Below are 24,693 nucleotides of genomic sequence, written 5' to 3' on the forward strand. Positions count from 1 at the left end.
AGCGCGCCCCGCAGCGCCCGGCGCCGAGCGCCAGGCCGGCCGCCGCCACCAGCCGCGGCGAGGCGAGAAGCCCGCGCGAAGCCGGCACGGTGAAGTGGTTCAACACCTCCAAGGGCTTCGGCTTCATCTCCCGCGACAGCGGCGACGACATCTTCGTGCACTTCCGCGCCATCCGCGGCGACGGCCACCGGGTGCTGGTCGAGGGCCAGCGCGTGGAGTTCACCGTGGTCCAGCGCGACAAGGGTCTGCAGGCCGAGGACGTGCAGATCCTCGAGGACTGAGCCCCTTCGCAACGACAGCGCCCGCCAATCGGCGGGCGCTGTCGTTTGCGGACTCGGTCATTCGCGACCCGGTCATTCGCGACCTGCTCAGTAGTGCGGCGGCGGCGCCTCGTCCTCGGCGGGACCGATCTGGCCGACCAGCTCGGCCTGGCGCGCGGCCAGCGCGGCGATCTGGCGCTGCAGCAGATCGATCAGCCGGCCCTGGGCGAGCAGCTCGTCGCTGAGCTGCTGCAGGGTGTCGTCCTGGAAGGCCAGGCGGGTTTCCAGTTCGGTGACGCGCAGCTCCAGACTCATGCGGCCTCCGGGGCGAAGCGGAAGTCCTCGGGATCGAGCACCAGGCGCAGCTTGGCGCGCACCTCGCGGACCTGCTCCGCGGTGTAGGGCTGCGCCGGCTGGCGCCCCCACACCGGCGCCGGCCAGGCGGCGTCGTTGCGCCGCCGCACGATCACGTGCATGTGCAGCTGGCTGACCACGTTGCCGAGGGTGGCGACGTTCATCTTGTCGGCCTTGAAGGTGTCCTTGAGCAGCTCGGCGAGCAGCAGGGTCTCGCGCCACAGCGAACGCTGGTCGGCCGCGTCGAGCTGGAACAGCTCGCTGACCTCCTCGCGGCGCGGCACCAGGATGAACCAGGGATAGCTGGCGTCGTTCATCAGCAGCAGGCGGCACAGGGGGAAGTCGCCCATGTGCAGGGTGTCCTGCTCCAGGCGCGGATCGAGGGCAAACATGGCTGCATCTCCTTGGGATGGGGTGGCGATGCGCGCCAGTGTGCCACAGCTGCCCCCTCAGCTGGCCGGCGACAGGCCGCGCGGCAGCCACACCTCGACCTGCAGCCCGCCGAGGGGCGACTCCGCCAGCTGGATCTCGCCGCGATGCAGCTCGACGATGCGCTGCACGATGGACAGCCCCAGGCCGGCGCCCTGCCCCTCGCCCTGGCGATAGAAGCGGCGGAACAGCAGCTCGCGCTGCTCGGCCGGCACGCCCGGGCCGCTGTCGGCCACCCGCAGACCGACGCGCTGCGCCTCGGCCTGCAGGCTGACGGCGATGCGCCCGCCCGGCGGCGTGTACTGCACGGCATTGCCGACCAGATTCTGCAGCAGGGTGCCGAGGCTCGGCGCATCGCCCAGCAGGCGGTGGTCCGCCATGTCGTCGCAGTCGAAGCTCAGCTCCTGGTCGCGCTCCAGCGCCAGCGGGATCAGCTCGGCCAGTTCGCCGCGCACGTAGCTCGCCAGGTCCAGCTCGGCCATGCCCAGCTGGCGGGCAGCCGGCTCCAGGCGCGCCAGGGTCAGCAGCTGGGTCACCACGCGGGTGGCGCGCTCGACCCCGGCCACCAGCTGGCGCAGGGCCGCCTCGCGGTCGGCGGCTTCCGGCGCCTCCAGAGCGTTCTGCGCGTGGATGCGCAACACCGCCAGCGGCGTGCGCAGCTCGTGGGCGGCGTCGGCGAGGAAGCGCTTCTCCCGCTCCAGCAGGGTGGTGACCTGGAGGAGCAGGCGGTTGAGTGCGGCGACCATCGGCTCCAGCTCCTGGGGCAACGGCGCCAGGGTCAGCGGGGCGAGGTTTTCCGCATCGCGCGCCTTGATCAGCCCGACCACCTGCTGCAGCGGCCGCAGGCCGAGGCCGACCGCCGACCATACCAGCAGCGCCAGCAGCGGCAGGCCGACAAGGTCGGGCAGCAGGCTGCGCAGGGTGATGCTGCCGACCAGTTCGCCACGCACATCCTCGCGCTCGGCGACCAGGATCCAGTGGCGGTCGGCCAGGTCCTGGCGCACGAACAGCCGCCACTTCGCATCCGCCAGGCTCAGCGTGTGGTAGCCGACCAGCCGCTCGGCCCGGGCGGCCAGCGACACGCCTGCCGGCGCCTGCGCGCCGGTCTGCTGCAGCAGGCTGGCCAGCAGCCCGGGGGGTGCGCTGGCCGACTGCAGCAGCACCTGTCCCCGCCCGTCGAGCACCTGGAAGGCCAGCTTGGTTTCGTAGCGGTGTCCCTCGACGAGCGCCGGGCCACCATCCGGCTCGTCCCGCACGCGCAGGGCGGCATCCAGCGCCTGCTGCAGGGTCGCACGCAGCGCCGGCGACAGCTCGCCGCCGACCATGCCCTCGAGCAGACGCGCACTCTGCGCCAGCTGGGCATCGAACAGCTCCTCGATCTCGTGCTTGGCGTCGCTGTAGCTGAGCCAGGAGATCACCGTCAGCGCCAGGATCAGCACCCCCAGCACCCGCGCCAGGGTGCGCGAGCGGATCGAGCGCAGCCTCACGCCTTGTCCACCAGATAGCCGACGCCACGCACGGTGCGGATCAGCTCGGGGAAGAACTTCTTGCGCAGGTGGTGCACGTGCACCTCGAGGGCGTTGCTCTCCACCTCCTCGTCCCAGCCGTAGAGCACCTGCTGCAGCCGGTCGCGGGTCAGCACCCGCCCGGGCTGGGCGAGCAGCTCGTGGAGGAGGAGAAACTCCTTGCGCGGCAAGTTGACCGCCACGCCCTGGAAGGTCACCTGCTGGCTGTCCGGCTCCAGACGGATGCCGCGATACTCCAGCGCCGGCTGGGCGCGACCGAAACTGCGCCGCAGCAGGGCGCGCAGGCGCGCCTTGAGCTCGGCGACGTCGAAGGGCTTGACCAAGTAATCGTCGGCGCCGGCATCGAGGCCGGCGATGCGGTCGCTGGTGGCGTCGCGCGCGGTGAGCACCAGCACCGGCATCGCATTGCCGGCGCCGCGCAGGCGGCGCAGCACCTCCAGGCCATCCATGCGCGGCAGGCCGAGATCCAGCACGCACAGATCGAAATCCTCGTGACTGAGGGCATGCCAGGCGCTGGCGCCGTCCTGCACCCAATCAACGGTATAGCCCTCGGGCTTGAGCGCAGTGCGGATACCCTCGCCCAGCCCCCTGTCGTCCTCCACCAGCAAAATCCGCATCCACGCCTCCTCGATTCGGGACCCTGACCGGCACGAAAACGCCGGGCGGGCGAGAGTATCGCACCCTCGCCGACCCGGCGCTCGAATCGTCGCCGGCGACTCAGCGCAGCTTGGCCCGCGCCTTCTCCAGCAGTGCCTGGGCCTCCTTGCGGCGGCCGGCGTCGGCCACCTCGCGCCCCGGGCGCGGCGGTGCCGCCAGCGCCTGCTCCAGCACCTTCTCGGCTTCGGCATAGCGCTTCTCGCGCAGCAGGAAGTCACCGTAGAAGTAGTTGGGGTCGATGCCATCGGGATTGAGAGTCAGCGCCTGCTTGAGCAACTGCTCGGCGCGCTCGTCGTCGCCGAAGCCGACCGGCCAGCCCGGCACCTGATAGTAGAGCGAGCCCAGGCTGGTATAGGCCGAACCATCGAGGGCCTTGGGATCGAGTTCGATCGCCCGCTCGAACTGGCTGCGCGCCTGCTTGACCAGGTCCAGGGCGCCCAGCCCGCCCTTGGCGCCGGCCCAGGTGCTGAGGATGATGCCGTTCCAGATCAGCAGCTCGGGGGCCTGCGGCTCGGCCTTGACGACGGCCTCGGCCTCGCCCGCCAGCCTGGCGAAGGCAGCCTCGCGCTGCGCCTCGGGCAGTTGGTAGTTGATCTCGGCCCAGCGCCCCTGCAACTGCTTCAGGCTCTGCTCGCCGGCAGCGGTGAGGGCGAAGCTCGGCAGGCTGAGCAGCAGGGCGCCGCCGAGGACCAGATTGCGCACGAAGGATTTCGACATGGTTCCACTCCATTCCCGGGATACGTGCCCGCTGGCCGGCCTCGGGCGCAGTCGCCGCGCCCTCGGACCGCACCAGCTCAGCATCGACGACACACAGCCAGCAGGGGCTGCGCCGCTCACGACTTGCCGCGCGCGAAGCGCTGGATGATCGGCAGCTGCTTGCGCAGCGCCTGGTCGACAACCCGCGGCAGCAGGCTGTTGAGACGCACGAAGAGCTTTTCCGGCCAGCCGAGGTAGAGCTCCTCGCTTTCGCGACCGATGGCGGCGACCACCGCCTCGGCCACCCAGGCCGGGTCGTCCATCGCCACCTTCAGCTCGTCGTTCATCGCCACCACGCTCTGCTCGTTCATGCTGGTGCGGGTGGCGCGCGGGGCCACGTACATGACCTTGACCCGGGTGTCGGCCAGTTCGCGACGCAGCGCCTCGGAAAAACCGCGCAGGGCGAACTTGCTGGCGCAGTAGGCCGCGAAGCCCGGATAGCCGATCGAACCGAAGGTCGAGCCGATGTTCACCACCAGCGCCCGCTCCTGCTGGCGCAGCATGGGCAGCAGGCGGTGGGTCAGCTGCAGGGTGGCCGTGACGTTGAGCTGGACCAGGGCGGCGATGGCCTCCTCGTCGTGCTGCTCAAGCAGGCTGAAGTGGTTGACCCCGGCCGCGTTGATCAGCAGGTTGACGCCGCCGATGCGGCGCGCGGCCTGCAGCACCGCATCGCGTCCGGCGCCCTGGGTGATGTCGGCGCACACGCTCTCGGCCCGTCCGCGGCAGCGCTCCACCAGTTGAGCCAGGCGTTCGGGCTGGCGGCCGACTAGCAGCAGCCGCGCGCCACCGGCGCAGAGGTGTTCGGCCAGTTGCTGGCCGATGCCGCCGGTGGCACCGGTCAGCAGGATACGGCACTCAGCGAGTTGCATGCGGGTTCTCCATCGGCAGCGGCAGGCTGCGGAACATGTCGCCGTAGAGACGGTAGACCACCTTGGCGGTGTGCACCACGGCGGCCTGGTCGTCGGCGTCGTCGAGACGGTTCATCAGTTTCTCGAAGAACGCCACGTGGCTGATGTCCAGGCTGCCATGGGAGGTCAGGTAGCTGAACGCCTGCGCCGGCAGCTGCAGGCGTTCCTGGATGATCTCCGCCGCCTGGGTGGCCAGGGCGATGCTGGTACCCTCCAGCACGTTGACCATGCCGAAGAAGCTCACCGGATTGCAGCGGGCGATGCGGTCGTAGACGTAGCTGACCATCAGCTCGGTAGGCAGGTTGGGGGTGGCCCGGCGCACCGCCTCGGCATCCGCCCCGCAGGCGCGGATGTCGTTGAGGATCCACTCCTGGTGGCCGTACTCCTCCTCGATGTACTCGGCGATCGCGCCCCGCAGCCACTCCAGGCGCTCCGGCAGGCGTGCGCCGCAGGCCATCAGCAGCGGCACTGTGTGCTTGACGTGATGGTAGGCCTGACCGAGGAAGGCCACGTAGGTGTCGAGACTGATCCGCCCCGCCAGCACCTCGCCGAAGATCGGCGCCGCCAGCAGGTACTCGCGTTCGGCCTGGGTCTGCTGCTGCAGGGACTCGTAGAAACTCATGGGTGCTGTTCCTCTTGAACTGGGACGCTCGATTCGGCCATCAGACTGGCGATGGCGCTGCGATAGTGCTGAAAGAGCGCGGCGCGGCGCAGCCGGCCGTTGCTGGTGGCCAAGCCGTTGGCCTCGCCGAAGGGCTGATCGGCGCGCAGCCAGCGGTGCGCACGGGCATAGTCGGGCAGGCCGGCGTTGACCGCGTCCAGCGCCGCCTGCAGCTGGGCATCGCTCACCTGTGCCGAGCGCGGCACCAGCACCGCAACGTTGGCCGGCAGCGCCTCGCCGTGCAGCCAGGCCTGGGCGATCGGCAACTGCTGGACCAGCTCGGCCTCGACCCACTCGGGGTTGACGTTGCGGCCGAAGGCGGTGACGAACTGGTGCTTCTTGCGCCCGTGCAGGACGAGGAAGCCATCTTCCCAGTGCCCCAGGTCGCCGGTGCCCAGCCAGGCATCGGTCTGCGCCGGCTCGCCGAGATAGCCGAGGAAGGTCGCCCCGCGCACCAGCACCTCGCCGTCGTCAGCCAGACGCACCTCGGCGTGCGGCAGCGGCCGGCCGACGCTGCCGATGCGGCGCTGCCCGGGGGTGTTCAGGCAGACCACCGAGGCGCACTCGGACAGGCCGTAGCCCTCGAACACCGGCAGGCCCAGCGCCTCGGCGCGCTCCAGCAGCTGCGGCACCACCCGCCCGCCGCCGACGGCGATGAAGTGCAGCGAATCCGGCAGTGCCTGGCCGCCCTCGGCGGCGGTGACCAGCGCCAGCAGCAACTGCGGCAGCAGGATCAGGCTGCTGGGCCGCACCCGCGCCAAGGTGGCGAGAAACGCCGGCAGCTCGAACTGGCTGGCGCCGCGCATGCCGACGCTCGCCAGCGAAGGGATCTCCAGGCAGGCGCCGAGCAGCAGCGGCGCATAGTTGCCGGCCAGGTTCTCCAGCAGCACTGCCAGCGGCAGCACGCACAGATGGCGCTCGATACCGCTGCCGGCGGTGGCCCCGGCGATGCTCTGCGCCACGCCCAGCATGGCTTCGGCCGACAGGCACACGCCCTTGGGCTGGCCGGTGGTGCCTGAGGTGTAGGTGATCTTCGCCGTACCGGCCGGTAGCGCCGCCTGTACCGCCGGCTCGCGCCGGTGCAATGCGCCGCAGGGAACGAAACCCAGGACGGCGAACGCCTGCGGCTCGCTGGCGATCAGCGCATCGACGCCGGCACTTTCCAGCACATGGCGCTGCTGCGACGGCGAGAAGAACCCCGGAACCGGCACGCAGGGCAGGCCGGCGAACAGCGCCGCCAGATCCCAGAACAGCCACTCGGGACCATTGTCCAGCGCCAGGGCCAGACGGCGTACGCCGTGGCGCTCGAGGAGTGCCCGGCGCTCGCCGACCTCATCGAGCAGCTCGGCGTAGCTCCAGCGGCGAGTACCATCATTCAGTGCAGGGCGCGCACCATGGGCGAGCAGCCGCTGGCGAAAACCTTCAACCACAGGCGACATGGGCAAGCTCCCCGTCCAGGCCATGACGCGGCTGGTAGCCCAGCCGCCGGTAGATGCCCAGCGCCTGCAGGCGCTGGTGGGCGGCCAGCACGTCGCCGACCATCACCTGCGGCTGGGTGGCGTAGTAGCTGCCCCAGTCGGCCAGCTCCGCCCCCAGGCGCTGGCCGTCGGCCGGCCCCAGGTGCAGCAGGCTCAGCCCCAGGCGCTGGAAGCTGTTGAGCAGCAGCGGCGTGCCGGTGAAGGCCACCCAGCGAAAGCCCGCGGTGGCCAGCAGCTCGGTGAGCGACACGATCAGCAGGCGCGCATGCCCGCCGCCCAGGGCGGCCAGGTTGCCGACCTCGGCGATCCGCCCGCGCGGCGGCAGGCCACCGCCACCCAGTTCGGCGATGCGCTGCTCGACCGGCGCGTCCAGATAGCGCTCGAGAAACAGCGGGGCGGACTGGCCGCAGCGCACGCCGAGGGCAGCCTGCAACTGCTGCTCCTGATCGTAGAGCCCCAGCAGGCAGGGCATGAAATGGCGCACCCGTGCGCCGTAATGTTCGGCGAAGCGCTCGCCGATGAAGTTTTCCAGCTGTCTGCGACGGCTTGTGCACGGCTCTTGCATGGCGACATGCAAGGCCAGCTCGGCGTTCGTACCGACCGTCGCCAGAAAATCGTCCCGACCAGCCTGAAGCGGTGCCATGAATGGGGCCTCCCCCTCTAGGGTACTGAAGCAATTCTGGTAGGTCAGACTTAACGCAGTCTTAAGTGCGACGAGAGGCGCAACCGGCAGGCCAGACACCGTGACTGCCGCCACGCAGGCGACGAGCGCAGCGGCACTGAACTTCCGCGGGACTTGAGCATCGTGATATAAGCTCTTGCCGACAAAAAGAAAGTAACGGTCCTGTCAGCACCAATCACGGGGCCACAAGCACTTCGCAAAAATCAGGGGCAATTCGTTATGCAATTCAAGAAGTTGAGCATCATCGCACTGGCCGTCGCGGCCGCTTCCGCGCAACTGGCCCAGGCCAGCGAGCAGTCGGAGTCCAAGGGCTTCGTCGAGGACAGCAACCTGGTCCTGCTGAACAAGAACTTCGCCTTCTACCGTGACTTCCACAACAACCCGGGCGGCCAGAACTACCGCAACGAGTGGGCGCACGGCATCCTGGCCACCTACGAGTCGGGCTTCACCCAGGGCACCGTCGGCTTCGGCGTCGACGCCCACGCCATGCTCGGCCTCAAGCTCAACAGCGGCGGCGGCACCAACGGTACCGGCCTGCTGCCGGTCGGTGACGACGGCAAGGCCGACGACGACTATTCCGAGGCCGGTGGCGCCATCAAGGTTCGCGTCTCCAGCACCACCCTGAAATACGGCAACCTGATGCCGACCGGCCCGGTGTTCGCCACCGGTACCGCGCGCCTGCTGCCGGGCACCGCCGAAGGCTTCCAGCTGCTGAGCAACGAGATCGACGGCCTGAACCTCGACGCCGGCCACTTCACCTCGACCAATGACGTCAACTCGTCCAACCACGATGGCGAGATCCTAGCCGCCTATGCCGGCGTCGCCGCGGACTCGGCCGACTACGTCGGCGGCTCCTACAGCATCAACGACGACGTCAGCGTGTCCCTGTACGGCTCCGAGTTCGAAGACGTGTGGCGCCAGTACTACGGCAACCTCAACTACAACATTCCGCTGGGAACCGAGCGCGCGCTGAACTTCGACTTCAACATCTACAAGACCAGCGAAACCGGCGACGAGCTGGTCGGCAAGATCGACAACACCACCTGGTCTCTGGCCGCCGCCTACAGCATGGGCGCGCACAAGTTCACCCTGGCCCACCAGCGCGTCAACGGCGACGAGCCGTTCGACTTCCTGGCCCTGGGCGAAGGCCAGTCCGGCGACTCGATCTTCCTCGCCAACTCGGTGCAGTACTCCGACTTCAACGGCCCGAACGAGAAGTCCTGGCAGGTGCGCTACGACCTCGACATGGCCAGCTACGGCGTGCCGGGTCTGAGCTTCATGGCCCGCTACATCACCGGCGATGACATCGACGGCACCAAGGCCGACCCGACTGGCGCCTACGCTGGCGTGTATGGCGACAACCAGAAGCACTGGGAGCGCAACCTGGAAGCCAAGTACGTGGTCCAGGAAGGCGCCGCCAAGGATCTGTCCTTCCGCATCCGTCACGCCACCCACCGCGCCACCGCCTTCGACAGCGACCTGGACGAAATTCGCGTGATCACCGAGTACCCGCTGGACATCCTGTAACACCCAGCTGCTTGCTCGCTGAAACGGAAGCCCGGCCCTCGCGCCGGGCTTCCGCTTTTCCGGCCCGGCACGGCCCGCCCCCGCCCTGTACGCCACCAGACCCGCGCCGTACAATGCGGGCATTTTTCCGTTCAGCGAAACCGGATCATCCTGCCCATGCGTACCAGCCAGTATCTGATCTCGACCCTCAAGGAAACCCCCACCGACGCCGTGGTCATCAGCCACCAGCTGCTGCTGCGCGCCGGCATGATCCGCAAGCTCGCTTCCGGCCTGTACACCTGGCTGCCGATGGGCCTGCGCGTGCTGCGCAAGGTGGAGAACATCGTCCGCGAGGAGATGAACGCCGCCGGTGCCCTGGAAGTGCTGATGCCGGCCATCCAGCCGGCCGAGCTGTGGCAGGAGTCCGGGCGCTGGGAGCAGTACGGCCCCGAGCTGCTGCGCATCAAGGACCGCCACCAGCGCGAGTTCTGCGTCGGCCCGACCCACGAGGAAGTGATCACCGACCTGGCGCGCAACGAGCTGAACAGCTACAAGCAGCTGCCGATCAACTTCTACCAGATCCAGACCAAGTTCCGCGACGAGATCCGCCCGCGCTTCGGCCTGATGCGCGGCCGCGAATTCCTGATGAAGGACGCCTACTCCTTCCACATGACCCAGGAGTCGCTGCAGGAAACCTACGACCGCATGCACCAGGCGTACTGCAACGTGTTCACCCGCCTGGGCCTGAACTTCCGCCCGGTGCAGGCCGACACCGGCTCGATCGGCGGTACCGGCTCCCACGAGTTCCACGTGCTGGCCGAATCCGGCGAGGACGACATCGCCTTCAGCGACAGCTCCGACTACGCCGCCAACATCGAGAAGGCCGAGGCCATCCCGCGCGAGAAGGCGCGTGGTGCGGCGACCGAGGAACTGCGCCTGGTCGACACCCCCAACGCCAGGACCATCGACGAGCTGGTCGCCCAGTTCGGCCTGGCCATCGACAAGACCGTGAAGACCCTGGTGGTGCACGCCGCCGAGGAAGGCAAGCTGATCGCCCTGATCGTGCGCGGCGACCACGAACTGAACGAGATCAAGGCCGCCAACCACGAGCTGGTCGCCAGCCCGCTGGTGTTCGCCTCCGAAGCCGAGATCCGCGCCGCCATCGGTGCCGGTCCCGGCTCGCTCGGCCCGCTGAACCTGCCGATCCCCTGCGTGATCGACCGCTCGGTGGCGCTGATCAGCGACTTCGCCGCCGGCGCCAACGTCGACGGCAAGCACTATTTCGGCCTCAACTGGGAGCGCGACCTGCCGCTGCCGGCGGTCGCCGACCTGCGCAACGTGGTCGAGGGCGACCCCAGCCCGGACGGCCAGGGCACCCTGGTGATCAAGCGCGGCATCGAGGTCGGCCACATCTTCCAGCTCGGCACCAAGTACAGCCAGGCGCTCAACGTCTCGGTGCTCGGCGAGAACGGCAAGCCGGTGACCCTGATCATGGGCTGCTACGGTATCGGCGTGTCGCGCGTGGTGGCCGCCGCCATCGAACAGAACTGGGACGAGCGCGGCATCCTCTGGCCGCAGGCGCTGGCGCCGTTCCAGATCGCCATCGTGCCGATGAAGTACGAGAACGCCGCGGTCAAGGAAGCTGCCGACCGCCTGTACGCCGAGCTGACCGCTGCCGGCTACGAAGTGCTGTTCGATGACCGTGACAAGAAGACCAGTCCGGGCGTCAAATTCGCCGACATGGAACTGATCGGCATCCCGCACCGCATCGTGGTCAGCGAGCGCGGCCTTGCCGAATCGGTTCTCGAATACAAGGGCCGCCGCGACAGCGAGGCGCAGAACGTGCCGCTCGCCGAGATCCAGGCGTTCCTCGCCGCCCGTATCAACCGCTAACCGAGATCATGCCCAGACGCCACCATCGCCTTGCCGGCGCCGCCCTGTGCGGCGCCGTGCTCCTCACCGGCTGTGCCAACCAGCTGCCCCAGCGCAGCGAACTCGAGGAGCGGGTCGAGCGCAAGCTGCTCGACCACAGCCTGCAGATCGACGCCGGCAGCTCGCCGGTGCTCGAGCTGCCGCAGCGGCGGGTGCGCATCCAGGAGCAGAAGACCTTCGAGGTCACCCCGTTCGAGGTGACGCGCCGCTACCAGCGCTACACCCCCTACCAGCCCTGGCGCGAACTCTACGAGATCCCGCTGGGCGCGCTGGCGGTGGTCGCCGGCATCGGCGCCAACGTGCTCAACGTGCCCCTGCTCGGCCACCTGCCGGAAAGCGCCACCCGCGACTGGATCAGCTACGGCTTCGCCGGCCTCAACCCGCTGATGAACGTCGAGTCCAACGGCCGCGCCCAGCAGAACCTCGCCGCGCTCGACGAGCAGCAGGGCGAGCCCCGTCTGGAATACTCCAGCCTGCCTTGGGCCGAGCGTCCGGTGCAGGTGCAGGTCGGCGAGCAGACCTACGAGCTGACCACCAGCCGTAACGGCGTGCTGCGTCTCAACCTGCTCGACAGCCCGTTCGCCGAGCAGGATCTGGGCCGCATCGCCAGGCTGCAACTGCGCGCCGAGGATCCCCAGGGACAGGCCCGCGCCGAAGTCACCCTGCGGCTCAGCCACAGCCTGCGCGGCCGCCTGCGCGAAGCCCACGAGCTGATCTACGCCGACCTGGAGGGCGACGACGTGGCCCACTGGGTACACCGGGTCAAGCGTCTGTCCGAACTGGGACTGGAAGAGGAAGCCAGCGAGCTGGAGCAGAGCCTGATCGAGCTGACCCGCAACGACCCCGAGCTGCAGCAGGAACTGGTCCAGGCGCTGCTCGAGGATGCCGGCCGGGTGGCCAGCGACACGCCCCGCGGCGACTGATCAGCCTCCGGCGCTTTCCCCCGCCGTCCTGCCGGGAGCGGCCGCGCCGAGGGCCGCCGCTCGCTGCGCCGCACGCTGCTGCTTGGCCACATACATGGCGGCATCCGCCTGGCGGAGCAGCTCGAACTCGCTCTCGCCATCTCCGGGATAGAGCGCGATGCCGATGCTCGGCAGCATGCATGGCGCGCCACCCGCCAGCTCGAGCGGCCGCCCCAGGGCCGCGCGAATCTTCTCCGCCACCTGCGGGGCCTGCTCCGCGTGCAGGATGCCCTCGAGCAGCACCACGAACTCGTCGCCGCCGATGCGCGCCACCGTGTCGCTGGCGCGCACCGTCTGCAGCAGCCGGCGCGCCGTCTCCTGGAGCAGACGGTCGCCGGCTGCGTGCCCCAGGGTGTCGTTGACCCGCTTGAAGTCGTCGAGGTCGAGGTAGAGCAGCGCCAGCAGCTGCCCGCTGCGCCGCGCACGGGCCAGCGCTCCCTGCAAGCGCTCGGAGAGCAGCTCCCGATTGGCCAGGCCGGTCAGGGCATCATGCTGCGCGGCGTGCGCGAGGCGCGCGTAGAGGCGCTTGCGCTCGATGGCGGTGGCGACCTGCGCCGAAACGAACTGCAGCAGTTCGCGCTCCTGCTCGCCGTAGCCGGCACCGCCGGCCGGGCTTTCCAGCAGCAGCGCGCCGATGACGCCCTGCTGGCAGTCGAGCGGGACACCGAGCCAGCAGCCATCGTCCGGCTGCACGCCGGCCTGCAACAGCGCCTGCCGACTGCGAACGATCTGCGCGCACAACTCGACGGCAGCGGCGGACTCGGCGGAGGATGGATAAGCGAGCGTCAGACGCTCGCCGCGCTCATCGCGCAGGGCAACGAAGAAGCCGCGCACCGGCAGCAGCTCGCCGATGATCCGTCGGATCTGCTCGAACAGCGCCAGTAGATCGCTGGCGGCATGGGCCGCCTCGGAGATGGCGTAGAGCGCCGCCTGTAGCCTTTCGGCGCGCCGGCGCGCACTGACGTCCCGCGCCACCGCGATCCGCACGCCGTCGCTCTCCAGCCAGCAGGCCGACCACTGGATATCGGCATAGCGGCCGTCCTTGCGCCGGTAGCGGTTCTCGAAATTGAGCTTGGGCTCGCCGGCCATGATCTCGCGGGCCGCCTGCAGGGTGCGCACGCGATCCTCATCGGCGACCAGCTCGATCATCGGCCGGCCGATCAGCTCCTCCGGCCGGTAGCCGAAGATGCGTTCGCAGGCGGCGCTGACGGCGAGAAAACGCCCCTCGACATCGACCACGCAGATGGCGTCCATCAACAGGTCGACGATCTTGACCAGCGTGGGGTGGTTGCCGTTGTTCATCGCAAGGCCCGGAGAAGTGCCGAAGGTACCCGCCGCGGTGCAGCGCAGGCGCCGAACCGGACGGGGCGTTCGGCGTGACGTATATCACATATCCGTGAACGTGCGCCAACCAGGCCGCACGCGCCGCCGTCATGGCAGCGTAGCCCCCAGCGCGCGCAGCCGCTCGCGCAGGCCCGACGCCGTCTGCTCGCCGCTCAGTTGCTCGCGCGCCCGGCCCTGCGGATCGACCAGCCAGGTCACCGGCAGCACCTGGCTGGGCGCCAGCCCCAGGCGCGGCGCCGGATCCTGCGCCAGGTTGGCGTAGCGGATGCCCAGCGCCTCGACGGCGCGGGCCAGCTCCTCGCCCTGCAGGCCATCGAAGTTCACCCCCACCACCCGCACCGGAGCGCTCTGCAGCTCCTCGGCCAGGCGATTGAGCTCCGGTATCTCCCTGCGACAGGGGCCGCACCATTCAGCCCAGTAGTTGACCACCAGCCAGCGGCCCTCCAACTGCTCCGCAGCCACCGGCCGACCGTGCTGGTCCGGGCCCCAGTCCTCCCCGCCACAGGCGGCCAGCAGCAGGCCGACCGCCAACGGCAGCAGTCTCCGCCATGTCTTCAGCATCATCTCCCTGCCCCCTCGCTTCCCGAGCCACCGCGAGCACATCGGCGCTCCCCGACCACCCTCACGGCCGCCCCACAAAACGACAAAAAACCGACCAACCAGCAAGGGCGAGAATCACAACACCCGAACAGCGCCACAAAACCGCCGAACACGACTACCTATAATGCCGCCGCTCGAGATCATTCAGCGGAGACTACCATGGCATCCCACCACGACCAGCTGCTGCACACCCTGACCACCGCCCAACTGGCCGCCGCAAGCCGCCAGGGCAGCCTGGGCAACGGCCGCGTCCTGGAGCTGGAGATCGCCGCCTGGCTGCACCTGCCCGGTCTCAGCGAGCTGCCGGTGTCGCTGCTGGTCAGCTACCTCGACGGCAACCAGTCACACGAGGTACCGATCGACCACGGTCGCCTCGACATGCGCCAGCGCATCCTGCTCTCCGGCGTGGCGCGCCTGCCGGTGCGGCAGCAGCTCGCCGCCGTCGAGCTGCGCCTGCGCAGTGCCGTCGCGCCGCGCAGCGTGCGCATCGAGGACATCTTCGTGCAGCCCGTGACCAGCGTGCTCATCTGAGACTCAGCTCCCGCCCTTCCCCGCCAGCCACTGCGCCAGGCTGTCGCCGAACCGTTCCGCGCGCGCCTGCTCCAGGGCCTGCAGGGCCTCGCGCAGGCGCGGATACCAGGGTGCCGGCAGCGTCTGCGGCAGACGCTCCGGCAGGCCGGACAGCGCCGGCAGCGGCCAGGGACTGCGCCCCAGCAGCTCGGCCAGCGACAGCCGCGACAGGTCGCGGCACAGCACCCAGTCGCCGCCGCCGGTGGTGCTGACCAGGCGCTCCCCCTCGAGGAAGTCGATCAGCGCCAGCCACTCCTCGTCGTCCACCCCCCAGCCCCGCTGCGCCAGCGCCTCGCGGGAAAGGGCGCGACCGCTCTGCTGGGCCTCGTGGAACTGCGCCAGCACGCCGAGCAGGTTGAGCAGCGCCGGGCGGGCGCGCCCCTCCCAGCTGTCCGGCGAGCCGAGATGGCAGACCAGCTCGGCACCGGCCAGCACGATCAGCCAGCCCAGGTAGATCCACAGCAGGAACAGCGGCACGGCGGCGAAGGCACCGTAGATCAGCTGGTAACCGGGGAACAGACTGACGTAGAGGGCGAAAAGCGCCTTGGCCGCCTCGAACAGCAGGGCGGTGAACACGCCGCCGACCAGCGCGTGGCGCAGGCGCACCCGGGTGTTGGGCACGGCCACGTAGAGCAGGGTGAAGGCGGCGATGCCGCTCAGCAGCGGAGTGAGGCCGAGCAGGGTCGCCGCACCGGGCAACGCCTCGGGGCCGGAAAGGAACTTCAGCGAGGTGACATAGGTGCTGGCGGCGAAACCGGCGCCGAGCAGCAGCGGGCCGAGACTGAGGATCGCCCAGTACAGCAGGAAACTCGACAGGCCGCGACGTGCCCGACGCACCCGCCAGATCTGGTTGAAGGCGCCCTCGATGGTGCTCAGGGTCAGCAGCGCGGTCGCCCCCAGCAGCGCCACGCCGATCCAGGTCAGCTCGCGCGCCTGGCTGCTGAAGCCGCGCAGGTACTGCTGCACCTGCTCGCCCGCCGAGGGCACGAAGTTGTGGAAGATGAACGCCTGGATCGGCTCGCCGAGATCGCGGAAGGCCGGCACGGCGGCGAGCATGACGAAGGTCACGGTCATCATCGGCACCACCGCGAACAGGGTGGTGTAGGTCAGGGCCGCGGCGCTCTGCGGCACGCGGTCGGCGAAGAAGCGGCGCACCAGCCGCTCGGCGAAGCGCCAGGCCTGCTGCAGGTGAGGATGCATCGACACTCCTTTGTAGGCGGCATCGTCCCGTCTCGCTCGGGAAGGTTCAGGGCCGGGGGTCGGCCCGGTTAGAATAGCGCCCTCCTCCAGTCACGGGCCAACCGAGATGACCGACCTGACCCTGTATCACAACCCGCGCTGCTCGAAATCCCGTGGCGCGCTGGAACTGCTCGAGGCCCGCGGCCTCGCCCCGCACGTGGTGCGCTACCTGGACACCCCGCCGTCGGCCGCGGAGTTGCGCGCGCTGCTCGCCAAGCTCGGCTACACGCCCCGCCAGCTGCTGCGCAGCGGCGAGGAAGTCTACCAGGAGCTCAACCTGGCCGACCCGGCGCTGGACGACGAGGCGCTGATCGCCGCCATGGTCGCCCACCCGCGACTGATCGAGCGGCCGATCCTGGTGGCCGGCGACCGGGCGGTGGTCGGCCGGCCGCCGGAGCGCGTCCTGGAGCTGCTGCCGTGAGCCAGCCCTACATCCTGGTGCTCTACTACAGCCGCCACGGCGCCACCGCCGAGATGGCGCGGCAGATCGCCCGCGGCATCGAGCAGGGCGGCCTGGCGGCGCGCCTGCGCTGCGTGCCGGCGGTCTCCCCCGAGTGCGCGGCGGTGGCCCCGGAGATCCCCGAGGAAGGGGCGATCTACGCCACCCTCGACGACCTCAAGCACTGCTCCGGCCTGGTGCTGGGCAGCCCGACCCGCTTCGGCAACATGGCCGCGCCGCTCAAGCACTTCCTCGACAGCACCAGCAGCCTGTGGCTGACCGGCGAGCTGGTCGGCAAGCCGGCCGGGGTGTTCACCTCCACCGCCAGCCTGCACGGCGGCCAGGAGAGCACCCAGCTGTCGATGATGCTGCCGCTGCTGCACCACGGCATGCTGGTCTGCGGCCTGCCCTACAGCGAGACCGCGCTGCTGGAGACCCGTGGCGGCGGCACGCCCTACGGCGCCAGCCACCACGCCGGCGCCGACGGCAAGCGCGCCCTCGACGAACACGAGACCGCCCTGTGCCGCGCACTGGGCCAACGTCTGGCGCAGACCGCGCTGAAACTGGGGAGCTGAAATGGCGCGCAAGAACAAACCGCTGCCGGCGCTGGAATGGCTGGAGCCACGCCGCCGCCTGGCGCGCTGGGCCAGCCTGGCCACCTTCCTCGCCCTGATCGCGCTGCTCGGCGTCTGGTACCTGCTGATCGTCGACCTGCACGGCGCACGCCCCTGGGCGATCCTCGGCGTGCACCTGCTGCCGCTGGCGATCCTCGCCCCCGGCATCCTGCTCGGCAACGTGCGCGTGCACGCCTGGGCCTGCTACGTGGTCAACCTGTACTTCATCCAGGGTGTGGTCACCGCCTTCGAGCCGGGCCGCCTGGTCTACGGCAGCCTGGAGGCGGCGCTCAGCGTGCTGCTGTTCTGCAGCGCCACCCTGTACACGCGCTGGAGCTTCCAGTATCAGCGCAAGCTGGCCGGGGAATGATGCGGGGATGCGCAGGGTGGGTCAGCCGCACCGCGGCGTAACCCACCCTACGCCAGCCTCACCAGCCGAGGGTTTCCTTGAGGAAGGGGATGGTCAGCTTGCGCTGCGCCTGCAGCGAGGCGTGGTCGAGCTGCTCGAGCAGGTCGAACAGCGAGTTCATGCTGCGCGAGCCGCGGGTGAGGATGAAGCGGCCGACCTCGTCGGTCAGGTGCAGGCCGCGACGCGAGGCGCGCAGCTGCAGGGCGCGCAGCTTGTCCTCGTCGGACAGGCCGTGCAGCTGGAACACCAGCGCCAGGGTCAGCCGCGACTTGAGGTCGGGCAGCTTGATCGGCACCTCGCGCGGCGGCGCCGAGGCCGACAGCAGCAGGCGCCGGCCGGCGTCGCGCAGGCGGTTGAACAGGTGGAACAGCGCTTCTTCCCAGGTCGGGTGGCCGGCCACCAGATCGACCTCGTCGATGCACACCAGGTCGCACTGCTCGAGGTTGTCCAGCAGCTGCGGGCCGTACATGGCCACCGTGTCCAGCGGCAGGTACACCGCGCGGCCGCCGAACTGCTCCATGCGCAGGCAGGCGGCCTGCAGCAGGTGGCTGCGCCCGACGCCCTCGGCGCCCCACAGGTAGATCAGGTTTTCCGCCCAGCCGACATCGGTCTCGCACATGCGCTCGACGTACCCCAGTGCGGCCGCGTTGGCCCCGGGATAGTAGTTGGCGAAGGTGGCGTCATCGCGCAGACGCACACCCAGAGGCAGCTGGATGGGTTTCATGGGGACTCCGACGGCTCCTGCGAGCCATCGCCTGACTCTCCGTAAAGTGCTGACAGTTTATAGAAGTCGTGCACATGGCGCAGCAGCACCATGATCACCGCCGCCACCGGCAGCGCCAGCAGCACGCCGGTGAAGCCGAACAGCTGGCCGCCGGCGAGGATGGCGAAGATCACCGCCACCGGATGCAGGCCGATGCGGTCGCCGACCAGCATCGGGGTCAGCCACATGCCCTCGAGCAGCTGGCCGACGGTGAACACCACCAGCACGCCGAGCAGCGGATACCAGTCGAGGCCGAACTGGAACAGCGCCGCCACCAGCGCCGCGGCGATGCCGACCACGAAGCCCATGTACGGCACCAGGCTGGCCAGGCCGGCGAGCACGCCGATCAGCAGGCCCAGCTCGAGGCCGAGCAGCATCAGCCCCGCCGCGTAGACCAGCGCCAGCGCCAGCATCACCAGCAGCTGGCCGCGCAGGAAGGCGCCGAGCACCTCGTGGCATTCGCCGGCCAGGCGCACCACCAGGCCCTCGCGGCGGCGCGGCAGCAGGTTGCGCAGGTGGGCCAGCATCAGGTCCCAGTCGCGCAGCAGGTAGAAGCTCACCACCGGGATCAGCAGCAGGTTGCCGAGCCAGGCCAGCAGCGCCAGGCTCGACGAGGTGACCTGGCTCAGCAGCAGGCCGGCGAAGTCGGTGGCCTGGCCTAGGTGTTCGGTGAACAGGGCCTTGAGGCGGTCCAGGCGCCAGAAGTCGGCGCGCAGGCCGAACTGCTGCTGCCCCCACGGCAGCGCGGTGCCCTGCAGCCAGTCGAGCATCAGCGGCGCCAGCTCGTAGAGGCGCAGCAGCTGGCGGCCGAGCAGCGGCACCAGCACCAGCAGCATGGCCAGCAGGATCAGGCTGAACAGGGTGAACACCGCCACCACGCCCCAGGTGCGCGACAGGCCGCGCGCCTCGAGGCGGTCGACCAGCGGGTCGCCCAGGTAGGCCAGCAGGGTGCCGACCAGGAAGGGCATCAGCACCGGCTGCAGCTGGTGGATCAGCCAGCCGAGCAGGACCAGGGCCGCCAGCCCCAGCCAGCTGCGCGAATTGCTCAACATGGGCGCACTCCTTGCCAGCCCCGGAGGAAGACGTCGCCTTACCAGGCGAAGCGCAGGCGATCGGCCGACGGCGCCGGCACCTGCAGCGGCGGCTGCTGGGGCTGCTGCGGCGCGGCCTGGGCGTCGACGGCCTGCGCCGGTACCTCGTGCAGGCGACCGAGCTGCAGCTGGGCGCGCAGTTGCTCGGGGCTGGCCTTGACCTGATAGACCAGGCTGCTGCCGACCACCGCCTGCAGGCGCGGCGCAAAGGGTTCGAGCAGGCGCTGCAGGGCGACATAGCGGCCGAGGTCGCTGCCCTGCACCTCGAGGGTCAGGCTCTGTGCCGCGGCGCTGGCGGCGAAACGGCCGGCCAGTTGCTCGCCGACCTCCAGCAGCACGGCGTCGGCCAGGGCGGCCTGGCTGGCGGCGCTGCTGGAGCCTGCGGCGCGCTTGTCGCCCATCCACAGCTGCCAGTCGGCCTGCCAGCTGTCAGCGGCGCCCTTGGCCACCACCGCGAGCAGGGCGTCGGCGGCGTAGCGCGCCGAGGCGCCCTGCAGGGCCTGGCCGTCGCTGCCGCGCAGGGTCTGCGCATTGGCCAGCAGTTGCTCGTCGAGATCGCCCAGCGGCAGGCTCAGCGGCACACCGCGATTGCGCGCGGCATCGCGCAGGGCGGCCGCGCCCTCCTGGTCCCCGGCCAGCAGGCTGCTGCCGGTCTCGCCCTCGTTCAGCCACCAGGCCAGCACGCTGGCGCGCTCGGCGTTCAGCAGGCTCAGACCGGCATCGCGCAGGGCGCGCTGGGTGAGCACTGGATCGAACACCACCGACAGGGTCACCGGCGTGCCGGACTCGTAGACATACTGCTGCACCAGCTGCTGCGGATCGGCCAGCAGCGGCTGCAGGCGGCTGTCCTGGGCCGACTCGCGCTTGCCGGTCAGGCGCACCACCAGGGTCTGCAGCGCGCGGCTCATCGCCGCGGCACGCTCGGCCGGGTCCTGCGAGGCCACCGGTTCGTGCACCTCGTACAATCCCTCGACCTGCGCGGCGGTGGCCGACAGGGTGGCGAACAACAGGCAGCAGGCGAACCAGCGGGCGATCAGGCACATGGGGCATCTCGACAGGGCAACGGACGCGCCAGATGCGCGCCAGACAAGGCCTATACCTTAAACAGCCGCCCGGACGGCGGCAACCGCCCGTGATGGCCGCTCCCGGGCAAGGATGCTAGAATCGCGCGCTTTCCCGCACTTCCCGCAAAGGCCCGCATTCATGAGCAAGCAACCCTCCATCAGCTACAAGGACGCCGGTGTAGACATCGACGCCGGCGAAGCCCTGGTCGAACGCATCAAAGGCGTGGCCAAGCGCACCGCGCGCCCGGAAGTGATGGGCGGGCTGGGCGGCTTCGGCGCCCTGTGCGAGATCCCCGCCGGCTACAAGCAGCCGGTGCTGGTGTCCGGCACCGACGGCGTCGGCACCAAGCTGCGCCTGGCGCTGAACCTCAACAAGCACGACAGCATCGGCCAGGACCTGGTCGCCATGTGCGTCAACGACCTGGTGGTGTGCGGCGCCGAGCCGCTGTTCTTCCTCGACTACTACGCCACCGGCAAGCTCAACGTCGACGTGGCCGCCACCGTGGTCACCGGCATCGGCGCCGGCTGCGAACTGGCTGGCTGCTCGCTGGTCGGCGGCGAGACCGCCGAGATGCCCGGCATGTACGAGGGCGAGGACTACGACCTGGCCGGCTTCTGCGTCGGCGTGGTGGAGAAGAGCGAGATCATCGACGGCTCGAAGGTGCAGACCGGCGACGCGCTGATCGCCCTGCCCTCCTCCGGCCCGCACTCCAACGGCTACTCGCTGATCCGCAAGATCCTCGAGGTGTCCGGCACCGACATCGAGGCCACCGAGCTGGACGGCTCCAAGCTGGCCGACCTGCTGATGGCGCCGACCCGCATCTACGTCAAGCCGCTGCTCCAGCTGATCAGGGACACCGGCGCGGTCAAGGCCATGGCCCACATCACCGGTGGCGGCCTGCTCGACAACATCCCCCGCGTGCTGCCGGAAGGCGCCCAGGCGGTGATCGACGTGGCCAGCTGGACCCGTCCGGCGGTGTTCGACTGGCTGCAGGAGAAGGGCAACGTCGACGAGCACGAGATGCACCGCGTGCTCAACTGCGGCGTCGGCATGGTCATCTGCGTGGCGCAGGAGCAGGTCGACACCGCCCTGGCCAGCCTGCGCACCGCGGGCGAAGCCCCGTGGGTGATCGGCAGCATCGCCGCCTGCGGCGAAGACGCCGAGCGCGTGGTGCTGAACAACCTGAAGGCGCACTGATGGGCAACACCTGCAACGTGGTGGTGCTGATCTCCGGCTCCGGCAGCAACCTGCAAGCGCTGATCGACGGCATCGCCGAAGGCGGCATCCCGGCCCGCATCGGTGCGGTGATCTCCAACCGCGCCGATGCCTACGGCCTGGTCCGCGCGCAGAACGCCGGGATCGCCACCGCCGTGCTGGACCACAAGGCGTTCGAAGGCCGCGAGGCCTTCGATGCCGCACTGATCGAGGCCATCGACGCCCACCAGCCCGACCTGGTGGTGCTGGCCGGCTTCATGCGCATCCTTTCCCCGGGCTTCGTGCGCCACTATGCCGGTCGCCTGCTCAACATCCATCCCTCGCTGCTGCCCAGGTACAAGGGCCTGCACACCCACCAGCGCGCGCTGGAGGCCGGGGATGCCGAGCATGGCTGCAGCGTGCACTTCGTCACCGAGGAACTCGACGGCGGACCGCTGGTCGTACAGGCCGTGGTGCCGGTGCAGGCAGGCGATAGCCCCGAGCGGCTGGCCAAGCGCGTGCAGATCGGCGAGCATCACATCTATCCGCTGGCCGTGCGCTGGTTCGCCGAGGGGCGCCTGCGTCTCGGCCACCAGGGCGCCGAACTGGACGGCACCCCCCTGCCGGCCAGCGGCCAGCAGATACGCGACTTGCCGCTGCCGCACTGAGGCAGCGGGCAAGCATCCGCCATCAAGGAGATCGTCATGCGCCGCGCGCTCACGCTTGCCCTGGCCCTCTGCGGCCTGCCCACCGCCGCCCTGGCCCTGGAACCCTTCAGCGCCCAGTACACCGCCGACTGGCAGCAGGTGCCGGTCAGCGGCAGCGCCGAGCGCCACCTGGCGAAGGCCGCCGACGGCAGCTGGACCCTGCAGTTCAAGGCCTCGATGCTGGTGGCCGGCCTGAGCGAGGAAAGCCGCTTCCGCTACGACAAGCAGCGCTTCGTGCCGCTCAGCTACCGTTTCGAACGCAGCGGCCTGGGCAAGAGCAAGAGCATCGCCCACGACTTCGACTGGCAGGCCAAGATGGTCACCGGCCACGACCGCGACCATCCCGTGAAACTGGTCCTGAAGAGCGGCCTGCTCGACAAGTCCACCTACCAGCTGGCCCTGCAGGAAGACGTCGCCGCCGGCAAGAAGAGCATGAGCTACCAGGTGCTCGACGGCGACGAGATCGAGACCTACGACTTCCGCGTGCTCGGCGAGGAGCAGGTGCAGACCGAGGCCGGCCAGATCACCGCCCTCAAGGTCGAGCGGGTGCGCGACCCCACCAAGTCCAACCGCAAGACGGTGCTGTGGTTCGCCAGGGACTGGGGCCACCTGCTGGTGCGCCTGCACCAGGTGGAGAAGGACGGCAAGGAATACCAGATCATGCTCAAGCAGGGCACGGTCGACGGCCGCGCCGTCAAGGGCAGCTGAAGCCCTCGTCCCCGCACAGCAAAACGCCCGGTCCATGCCGGGCGTTTTGCTGTGCGGAGCGCGCGCGTATGCTGGCAGAAACCATCCTGCCGCGAGGCCGCCATCATGTCCGACAGCTACCGGCCGCTGGCCTGCGACCGCCACGACTACCTGGAGATCGCCTGCCTGTACGGCTACCGCCTGCGCATCGAGCTGACCGACGGCAGCTGGCTGGAAGGGCGCGCACTGGACACCCGCACCCTGCCGAACAAGGAGGAAGTGCTGCTGGTGCAGGTGGCCGGAGCCACCCGCCAGCTGCGCCAGGACCGCCTGCGCGCCATCACGCCGCTGACGCCCGGCGCGCGCTTCGGGCGCATCGCACTGCAGTCCTGACCCGCAAGATCACCACATCAGGTCGTCGGGGATCACGTAATCCTTGTACGGATCGTCCTCGGCGTCCGGCACCTCGCTGGCGACGTTGAGCAGGACGATGCGCTGCGGCTCGCGCTCCTGCACCTTGAGCGCCGCCTCGCGCGGGATCAGCTCGTACTTGCCCTCCAGACGCACGATGGCCAGGGTGCCGCGGCTGAGCTTGTCGCGCAGCATCGGGTTGACCGCGATGCGCTTGACCTTCTTGTCGTCGACGAAGTTGTAGTAGTCGTCGCCATCCAGTCGCGGCAGGCGGCTGCCCTCGATCAGTTGCCTGACCTGGGCCGCCAGCGCCTTCTTCTGCGCCTTCTCCTGCTGCTGGCGGTTCAGCTCCTGGTCGCGGGCCAGCTTCTCGGCCTGCGCCTTGAGTGCCGCCTCGCGCTGCGAGTCGTCCTTCTCCGCCTGGCCCTTGTGCTCCAGACGCTGCTGCTTCTGCTTCTGCTTGGCCGCCTGCTTGGCCTGCTTCTCGTTGACCAGACCCGCCTTGAGCAGCTGGTCGCGTAGGGAAAGACTCATGACTTACCTTGTTGCCGGGGAATCTGACAGGGACGGCACGCCACCCGGGCGCGCCGTCGCGAATGGAGCGCGGGAGCGGCTAGCCGCAGGCCGGGCCTTCCCGCTCCTGGCGCTTGGCCTCGCCCCACAGGGCGTCCAGCTCTTCGAGGGGGCAATCATCCATGGCCTTGCCGGCGGCGCGCAAGGCCTGCTCGATGAACCGGAAGCGGCGCTCGAACTTGCGGTTGGCCGCGCGCAGCGCCGCCTCCGGCTCGACCTTGAGATGGCGGGCCAGGTTGACCGCGACGAACAGCAGGTCGCCGACCTCCTCGGCGATGTGCGCCTGGTCGCCCTCGGCCATCGCCTCGAGCACCTCGTCGAGCTCCTCCTGCAGCTTGTCCAGCACCGGCAGCGGCGCCGGCCAGTCGAAGCCGACCTGGGCGGCGCGCTTCTGCAGCTTGGCCGCCCGCGACAGCGCCGGCAGCGCCTGGGGGATGTCGTCGAGCAGCGACAGCTGCTCCGGCGCGGCCACCTGCTCGGCGCGCTCCTCGGCCTTGATCTCCTCCCAGCGCTGCCGGATCGCCGCCTCGGCGAGCCTCGGCAGGTCGGGCGCGCCGTACAGGTCGCCGTCGGGGAACACGTGGGGATGGCGGCGGATCAGCTTGCGGGTGATGCCGTCGACCACCCGGGCGAAGTCGAAGCGCCCCTCCTCGCGACCCAGCTGGCTGTAGTAGACCACCTGGAACAGCAGGTCGCCCAGCTCGCCCGGCAGGTGGGCGAAGTCGCCGCGCTCGATGGCATCGGCCACCTCGTAGGCCTCCTCCAGGGTGTGCGGCACGATGCTGGCGTAGTCCTGCTTGAGGTCCCAGGGGCAGCCGTATTGCGGGTCGCGCAGGCGGGCCATCAGGTGCAGCAGGTCGTCCAGCCGGTACATGT

At 69.7% G+C, this 24,693-nt stretch carries 29 protein-coding genes; 12 read left to right on the top strand and 17 right to left on the bottom strand.

Annotated elements, in window-relative coordinates; all coding sequences use genetic code 11:
• The coding region (locus E5198_RS07645; RefSeq protein WP_305956036.1) for a cold-shock protein at positions 1-281 on the top strand (281 nt) is incomplete at its 5' end.
• 87 nt (positions 282-368) lie between these two features.
• Here the strand turns inward: E5198_RS07645 and E5198_RS07650 are convergent.
• From E5198_RS07650 to E5198_RS07690, 9 genes are all read right to left on the bottom strand, one after another.
• The gene (locus tag E5198_RS07650) at positions 369-575 is read right to left on the bottom strand and encodes a SlyX family protein (RefSeq protein WP_136489407.1); all 207 of its coding nucleotides are present in this window, start codon (positions 573-575) and stop codon (positions 369-371) included.
• Positions 572-1,006: an HIT domain-containing protein gene (locus tag E5198_RS07655; RefSeq protein ID WP_136489408.1), complete on the bottom strand. Its 435-nt coding sequence runs from the start codon at positions 1,004-1,006 to the stop codon at positions 572-574. Before E5198_RS07655 ends, E5198_RS07650 begins: the two co-directional genes overlap by 4 nt.
• A 57-nt stretch (positions 1,007-1,063) precedes the next feature.
• Positions 1,064-2,530 carry an ATP-binding protein gene (locus E5198_RS07660; RefSeq protein ID WP_178084050.1) on the bottom strand — a complete coding sequence of 489 codons (1,467 nt, stop codon included), beginning with the start codon at positions 2,528-2,530 and terminating at the stop codon, positions 1,064-1,066.
• The gene (locus E5198_RS07665; protein ID WP_136489409.1) at positions 2,527-3,186 is read right to left on the bottom strand and encodes a response regulator; all 660 of its coding nucleotides are present in this window, start codon (positions 3,184-3,186) and stop codon (positions 2,527-2,529) included. The genes E5198_RS07660 and E5198_RS07665 overlap by 4 nt, the downstream gene beginning before the upstream one ends.
• Before the next feature lie 100 nt (positions 3,187-3,286).
• On the bottom strand, positions 3,287-3,943 hold the full coding sequence (locus E5198_RS07670) for a TRAP transporter TatT component family protein (RefSeq protein ID WP_136489410.1): 657 nt from the start codon (positions 3,941-3,943) through the stop codon (positions 3,287-3,289).
• A gap of 116 nt (positions 3,944-4,059) precedes the next feature.
• On the bottom strand, positions 4,060-4,851 hold the full coding sequence (locus E5198_RS07675) for an SDR family oxidoreductase (protein WP_136489411.1): 792 nt from the start codon (positions 4,849-4,851) through the stop codon (positions 4,060-4,062).
• Entirely contained in the window at positions 4,838-5,512 is a 675-nt protein-coding gene (locus E5198_RS07680) for a TenA family transcriptional regulator (RefSeq protein WP_136489412.1), read from the bottom strand. Before E5198_RS07680 ends, E5198_RS07675 begins: the two co-directional genes overlap by 14 nt.
• On the bottom strand, positions 5,509-6,990 hold the full coding sequence (locus E5198_RS07685) for an AMP-binding protein (RefSeq protein WP_136489413.1): 1,482 nt from the start codon (positions 6,988-6,990) through the stop codon (positions 5,509-5,511). The genes E5198_RS07680 and E5198_RS07685 overlap by 4 nt, the downstream gene beginning before the upstream one ends.
• Positions 6,974-7,672: a thermostable hemolysin gene (locus E5198_RS07690; RefSeq protein WP_178084051.1), complete on the bottom strand. Its 699-nt coding sequence runs from the start codon at positions 7,670-7,672 to the stop codon at positions 6,974-6,976. Before E5198_RS07690 ends, E5198_RS07685 begins: the two co-directional genes overlap by 17 nt.
• 258 nt (positions 7,673-7,930) lie before the next feature.
• Between E5198_RS07690 and E5198_RS07695 the strand changes: the two genes are divergently transcribed.
• The 3 genes from E5198_RS07695 (at position 7,931) to E5198_RS07705 (ending at position 12,072) form a co-directional block, all read left to right on the top strand.
• Complete coding sequence (locus E5198_RS07695; protein ID WP_136489414.1) at positions 7,931-9,238, top strand: OprD family porin; 1,308 nt, start codon at positions 7,931-7,933, stop codon at positions 9,236-9,238.
• Positions 9,239-9,394: 156 nt separating this feature from the next.
• Positions 9,395-11,110 (top strand): proline--tRNA ligase, encoded by a 1,716-nt coding sequence (locus E5198_RS07700; protein WP_136489415.1) that lies wholly within the window; start codon positions 9,395-9,397, stop codon positions 11,108-11,110.
• An 8-nt stretch (positions 11,111-11,118) separates the two neighbouring features.
• Complete coding sequence (locus E5198_RS07705) at positions 11,119-12,072, top strand: hypothetical protein (protein ID WP_136489416.1); 954 nt, start codon at positions 11,119-11,121, stop codon at positions 12,070-12,072.
• Here the strand turns inward: E5198_RS07705 and E5198_RS07710 are convergent, their stop codons facing one another.
• The gene (locus E5198_RS07710) at positions 12,073-13,413 is read right to left on the bottom strand and encodes a diguanylate cyclase domain-containing protein (protein WP_136489417.1); all 1,341 of its coding nucleotides are present in this window, start codon (positions 13,411-13,413) and stop codon (positions 12,073-12,075) included.
• A gap of 129 nt (positions 13,414-13,542) precedes the next feature.
• On the bottom strand, positions 13,543-14,016 hold the full coding sequence (locus E5198_RS07715; protein ID WP_136489461.1) for a TlpA disulfide reductase family protein: 474 nt from the start codon (positions 14,014-14,016) through the stop codon (positions 13,543-13,545).
• A 198-nt stretch (positions 14,017-14,214) separates the two neighbouring features.
• Here E5198_RS07715 and E5198_RS07720 point away from each other — a divergent pair, with 198 nt between their 5' ends.
• Entirely contained in the window at positions 14,215-14,586 is a 372-nt protein-coding gene (locus E5198_RS07720) for a hypothetical protein (protein ID WP_136489418.1), read from the top strand.
• 3 nt (positions 14,587-14,589) lie between these two features.
• Here E5198_RS07720 and E5198_RS07725 read toward each other — a convergent pair whose 3' ends face one another.
• A complete protein-coding gene (locus tag E5198_RS07725) occupies positions 14,590-15,825 on the bottom strand; it encodes a YihY family inner membrane protein (protein WP_136489419.1) in 1,236 nt (411 codons plus the stop codon).
• A gap of 106 nt (positions 15,826-15,931) precedes the next feature.
• On the opposite strand from E5198_RS07725, the gene arsC reads away from it, so the two are divergent.
• The 3 genes from arsC to E5198_RS07740 are packed head-to-tail and all read left to right on the top strand — an operon-like array spanning position 15,932 to position 17,287.
• Entirely contained in the window at positions 15,932-16,285 is a 354-nt protein-coding gene (gene arsC, locus E5198_RS07730; RefSeq protein WP_136489420.1) for an arsenate reductase (glutaredoxin), read from the top strand.
• Positions 16,282-16,878 (top strand): NAD(P)H:quinone oxidoreductase, encoded by a 597-nt coding sequence (gene wrbA / locus E5198_RS07735; RefSeq protein WP_136489421.1) that lies wholly within the window; start codon positions 16,282-16,284, stop codon positions 16,876-16,878. Before arsC ends, wrbA begins: the two co-directional genes overlap by 4 nt.
• Position 16,879: 1 nt before the next feature.
• Positions 16,880-17,287: a DUF2069 domain-containing protein gene (locus E5198_RS07740; protein WP_136489422.1), complete on the top strand. Its 408-nt coding sequence runs from the start codon at positions 16,880-16,882 to the stop codon at positions 17,285-17,287.
• 58 nt (positions 17,288-17,345) lie between these two features.
• On the opposite strand, the gene hda is transcribed toward E5198_RS07740, so the two are convergent.
• From hda to E5198_RS07755, 3 genes are read right to left on the bottom strand one after another with little or no spacing between them, the layout of a single operon-like run.
• Positions 17,346-18,050 carry a DnaA regulatory inactivator Hda gene (gene hda, locus E5198_RS07745; protein WP_136489423.1) on the bottom strand — a complete coding sequence of 235 codons (705 nt, stop codon included), beginning with the start codon at positions 18,048-18,050 and terminating at the stop codon, positions 17,346-17,348.
• Complete coding sequence (locus E5198_RS07750; RefSeq protein WP_136489424.1) at positions 18,047-19,141, bottom strand: AI-2E family transporter; 1,095 nt, start codon at positions 19,139-19,141, stop codon at positions 18,047-18,049. Before E5198_RS07750 ends, hda begins: the two co-directional genes overlap by 4 nt.
• Before the next feature lie 38 nt (positions 19,142-19,179).
• Positions 19,180-20,223 (bottom strand): DUF2066 domain-containing protein, encoded by a 1,044-nt coding sequence (locus tag E5198_RS07755; protein WP_136489425.1) that lies wholly within the window; start codon positions 20,221-20,223, stop codon positions 19,180-19,182.
• Positions 20,224-20,383: 160 nt separating this feature from the next.
• Between E5198_RS07755 and purM the strand changes: the two genes are divergently transcribed.
• From purM to E5198_RS07775, 4 genes are all read left to right on the top strand, one after another.
• Positions 20,384-21,442 carry a phosphoribosylformylglycinamidine cyclo-ligase gene (gene purM, locus E5198_RS07760; RefSeq protein WP_136489426.1) on the top strand — a complete coding sequence of 353 codons (1,059 nt, stop codon included), beginning with the start codon at positions 20,384-20,386 and terminating at the stop codon, positions 21,440-21,442.
• A complete protein-coding gene (gene purN, locus E5198_RS07765) occupies positions 21,442-22,107 on the top strand; it encodes a phosphoribosylglycinamide formyltransferase (protein ID WP_136489427.1) in 666 nt (221 codons plus the stop codon). Before purM ends, purN begins: the two co-directional genes overlap by 1 nt.
• Before the next feature lie 36 nt (positions 22,108-22,143).
• Entirely contained in the window at positions 22,144-22,854 is a 711-nt protein-coding gene (locus E5198_RS07770) for a DUF3108 domain-containing protein (protein WP_136489428.1), read from the top strand.
• 105 nt (positions 22,855-22,959) lie between these two features.
• Positions 22,960-23,226 (top strand): Rho-binding antiterminator, encoded by a 267-nt coding sequence (locus E5198_RS07775; protein ID WP_136489429.1) that lies wholly within the window; start codon positions 22,960-22,962, stop codon positions 23,224-23,226.
• Between the two features lie 9 nt (positions 23,227-23,235).
• On the opposite strand, the gene E5198_RS07780 is transcribed toward E5198_RS07775, so the two are convergent.
• Both E5198_RS07780 and mazG read right to left on the bottom strand, forming a co-directional pair.
• Positions 23,236-23,778 (bottom strand): DUF2058 domain-containing protein, encoded by a 543-nt coding sequence (locus E5198_RS07780; RefSeq protein WP_136489430.1) that lies wholly within the window; start codon positions 23,776-23,778, stop codon positions 23,236-23,238.
• A 79-nt stretch (positions 23,779-23,857) separates the two neighbouring features.
• A complete protein-coding gene (gene mazG, locus E5198_RS07785; RefSeq protein ID WP_136489462.1) occupies positions 23,858-24,691 on the bottom strand; it encodes a nucleoside triphosphate pyrophosphohydrolase in 834 nt (277 codons plus the stop codon).
• Positions 24,692-24,693 lie beyond the last annotated feature (2 nt).

Origin of the sequence: Pseudomonas sp. A-1 (genome assembly GCF_004801855.1) — a bacterium.
Lineage (GTDB): Bacteria > Pseudomonadota > Gammaproteobacteria > Pseudomonadales > Pseudomonadaceae > Geopseudomonas.